Consider the following 3,552-nt stretch of genomic DNA (forward strand, 5'->3'; position numbering starts at 1 on the left):
CCGGCCGGCCCCGGCCCCGGCCGAACGGGTCCCGGCGGCGGCGCGTCTTCCGGTCCTCACCCGCCACGGCAGAGCCGTGGCCGATAGTCTCGCGACATGTCGGAGCACTCAGCGAACCCTTCAACGGCGACCGCCGCATCCGGTCGTCCCCGTGCGGTCAAGGCCGTCATCCCGGCCGCCGGACTGGCCACCCGGTTCCTGCCGGCCACCAAGGCGGTGCCCAAGGAGCTGCTCCCGGTGGTCGACCGGCCGGTGCTGCAGTACATCGTCGAGGAGGCAGCCCAGGCCGGCATCGACGACGTCCTGCTGATCACCGGTCGTGGCAAGACGTCGATGGTGGACCACTTCGACCGCCGCCCCGATCTGGAGGAGCGGCTGGAGAAGAAGCCCGAGCTGCTGGCCGCGGTGCGCCGCTCGGAGGAACTGGCCGCGATCTACACCGTCCGGCAGCCCGAGCAACTCGGTCTCGGCCACGCCGTCGGGTACGCCGAGTCGCATGTCGGCGACGCGCCCTTCGCGGTGCTCCTCGGTGACGAGTTCGTCAAGCAGTCCGAGCCGCTGCTGCCGGCCATGCTGGAGCTGCAGGCCCGCACCGGCGGGGTGGTGCTGGCCTTCTTCGAGGTCGACCCGGCCGAGACCAAGCGCTACGGCATCGCCTCGGTGGAGCCGGCCGAGGCGGAGCTGACCGACATCGGCGAGATCGTCAAGGTCACCGGCATGGTGGAGAAGCCGAAGCCGGAGGACGCGCCGAGCAACCTCGCCGTGCTGGGCCGCTACGTGCTGCCGAGCCGGATCTTCGACGCCATCCGGCGGACGGAGCCGGGCAGCGGCGGGGAGATCCAGCTGACCGACGCCATGGAGCTGCTGCGCAAAGAGGGCGTGCCGGTGCACGCGATCGTCTACCGAGGCACCCGCTACGACACGGGCATGCCGCTGGGCTACCTCCAGACGGTGGTCCAGATCGCCGCCGAGCGCGAGGACCTCGGCAGCGAGTTCCGCAAGTGGCTGGCCGAGTTCGTCAACTCCGACGCGGCGGGCGGATCTGGTACATGACAGCGACGGCCGACGCCGAGGCGGCCGCGAACGAGTTGACGCCGCTCGCCGACTACCTGGGCAGTGTGCTGCGCAGGTTACGCGCGCTGCCGCCGCTCGACCTCGACCTGACCCAGGCGTACGGCAACGTCCTCGCCGAGGACGTCGTCGCGCCGCACTCCTTCCCGGCCTTCGACCAGGCGGCCGTGGACGGGTACGCGGCGCGCTGGGAGGACATCTCCGGCGGCGGGCGCGGCGTGGGGTACGTCCCGTCCCAGTCCGGCGGGCCGGGCGGGCGCACCGTGCGGCTCAACGTGGTCGGTGACCTCGGCGCGGCGAGCTGGCGCCCGGTCCGGCTCACCCCCGGCGCGTGCTTCTCCGTCGCCGCCGGGGCGCCGCTGCCGGTCGCCGCGGACGTGGTGGTCCCGGTGGAGTGGACCGACCAGGGCATGGCCGCCGTGGAGATCTTCCGCGTTCCCAAACGGGGGTACGGGTTGCGCAAGGCCGGCGAGGAGTTACCGGCCGGCACCCTGCTCGCCCGCGCCGGCACGTACGTCTCCCCGGCGCTGGTCGCGGTCTTCGCCGCCACCGGCATCGGCCACGTGGTGGTGCGGCCCAGCCCGCGGGTGGTCATCGTGGCCACCGGCGACGAGCTGGTCGACGTGGGCCGGGGCAGCCAGCCCGGCCAGGTGGTGGACGCCAACTCGCACGCCCTGACCGCCGCGGCGGCCGAGGTGGGCGCGCTGGCGTACCGGGTGGGCATCTGCGACGACGACCCGGAGGGGTTGCGCGGGCTGCTGGAGGACCAGACGCTGCGCGCCGACCTGATCATCACCACCGGCGGCACCGGCACCGGGCCGGGGGACATGGTGCGCCGGATCCTGTCCCGCCGGGAGGGCGGCCGGGCCGGCCCGGTCACCTTCACCGAGGTGGCGCTCTATCCCGGCACCGCGCTCGGGTTCGGCACCGTCGGCGCCGAGGAGGTGCCGGTGGTCTGCCTCCCCGGTGACCCCGGTGCGGCGCTGATCGGCTTCGAGGTGCTGGCCCGCCCGGCGATCAACCTGCTGGCCGGGGCCGAACCCGTGTTCCGGCCCAGCGTCCGCGCCCACCTGCTGGAGACGGTCTCGTCCCCGGGCGGGCTGCGCGAGTTCCGCCCCGCGCACGTCGCCGAGCGGCGCGGCGGCGGCTACACCGTGCAGCCGCTCAGCGGGGGGCCGTTCACCCTCTCCGGGCTGGCCGAGGCGAACGGGCTGCTGGTGCTCGGCGAGCGGGTCACCACCGCCGCCGCCGGGTCCACGGTGGACGTGCTGCTGCTGGACCGGCGCCGGTGAGGCTCACCCGGGGCGTCGGACGGACGGCGGCGGGCGCCGGGCCGACCCCGGTGGGCGCGGGTGAGCTTGCGGGTCGCGCGGTCGCGGGCGGAAGATCGGCCCGGTGAGCCTGTTCGGACTGCGGCGTGCGCCCGGCTGGCCGGCGGTGCTGGTGGACGGTCCCGTGGTGCTGCGGCCCTACCGGCGCTCCGACGCGGCGGCCTGGTCGGAGGTGCGCCGCGCCAACCGGGCCTGGCTGGCCCCCTGGGAGTCGTCCATGCCGGGCGACTGGGACGAGGTGAACTCGCCGGCCGCGTTCCGCTGGGTGCAGCGTGACCAGCGCCGCTCCGCGCGTACCGGCGAGGGCATGCCGTTCGCCGTCTGCCTGCGTGAGGAGGGGCGGGAGCGGCTGGTCGGCCACCTCAACGTCGGCAGCATCGTGCGGCGGGCGTTCTGCTCCGGGTACGTCGGCTACTGGGTGGACTCCAGCGTGGCCGGTCGAGGCATCATCCCGACGGCGATGGCGCTCGCCGTGGACCACGCCTTCGGCCCGGGCGGGCTGCACCGGGTCGAGGTGAACGTCCGCCCGGAGAACCGGCCGTCCCGGCGGGTGGTGGAGAAACTGGGCTTCCGCGAGGAGGCGTACCACGTGCGCTACATGCACATCGACGGCGCGTGGCGCGACCACATCGGATACGCGATGACCAGCGAGGAGATCGCCGCCGAGGGCGGACTGCTGGCCCGCTGGCACCGGATCCGCGCCGCCGCCGGGTGAGCCGTCCCACGGACGGGATCGGCGCGGCGTGTCAGCTTCCGGGTCGGCGGCCCGTAACCTCAAGTAACTGCAAGCTGTGGCAAGCGCTGCCCGTCCGTACGATCCACGCACCCGGCCATGATCGGTGGAAGATCCTGCGGTCGGCCGGCGGTTGCTCCGAATTCGGTGACGGGAGGGGTGAGGGTGCCGACCTCGGTGCTCCTCGCCGTCCTCGCCGCCGCCGGCCTGCTCGCCCTCGCTCCGGCGCTGGTCCGCCGGTACGACGCCACCGAGCGGCTGGTGGCGGAGCGGGCGCAGTCGACGGCGCGGGTGCAATCGGTCAGGTGGGCTTCCTGGATGAGGCGGATCGATTCGGCGTAGTAGCCGGACAGGAACCGCTCGAAGGACAAGGGGCCGCGGGCGGCGAAGTAGCCGGCGAGGGCGGTGACGGCGTAG

Annotated in this window: 3 protein-coding genes and 1 pseudogene; all 4 read left to right on the plus strand. The window is 74.1% G+C overall.

Translation table 11 applies throughout. The features are described 5' to 3' along the window. Nucleotides 1–96 precede the first annotated feature (96 nt). The gene (locus NCC78_RS29345) at nucleotides 97–1,053 is read left to right on the plus strand and encodes a UTP--glucose-1-phosphate uridylyltransferase (RefSeq protein WP_250798600.1); all 957 of its coding nucleotides are present in this window, start codon (nucleotides 97–99) and stop codon (nucleotides 1,051–1,053) included. Beyond that, on the plus strand, nucleotides 1,050–2,363 hold the full coding sequence (locus NCC78_RS29350) for a molybdopterin molybdotransferase MoeA (protein ID WP_250798601.1): 1,314 nt from the start codon (nucleotides 1,050–1,052) through the stop codon (nucleotides 2,361–2,363). Before NCC78_RS29345 ends, NCC78_RS29350 begins: the two co-directional genes overlap by 4 nt. A gap of 103 nt (nucleotides 2,364–2,466) precedes the next feature. Beyond that, a complete protein-coding gene (locus tag NCC78_RS29355) occupies nucleotides 2,467–3,117 on the plus strand; it encodes a GNAT family N-acetyltransferase (RefSeq protein ID WP_250798602.1) in 651 nt (216 codons plus the stop codon). A 177-nt stretch (nucleotides 3,118–3,294) separates the two neighbouring features. Then, a pseudogene (locus NCC78_RS32790) lies at nucleotides 3,295–3,429 on the plus strand (divisome protein SepX/GlpR); the annotation flags it as partial. Between the last annotated feature and the right edge of the window lie 123 nt (nucleotides 3,430–3,552).

Source organism: Micromonospora phytophila, from assembly GCF_023656545.1.
Lineage (GTDB): Bacteria > Actinomycetota > Actinomycetes > Mycobacteriales > Micromonosporaceae > Micromonospora > Micromonospora phytophila.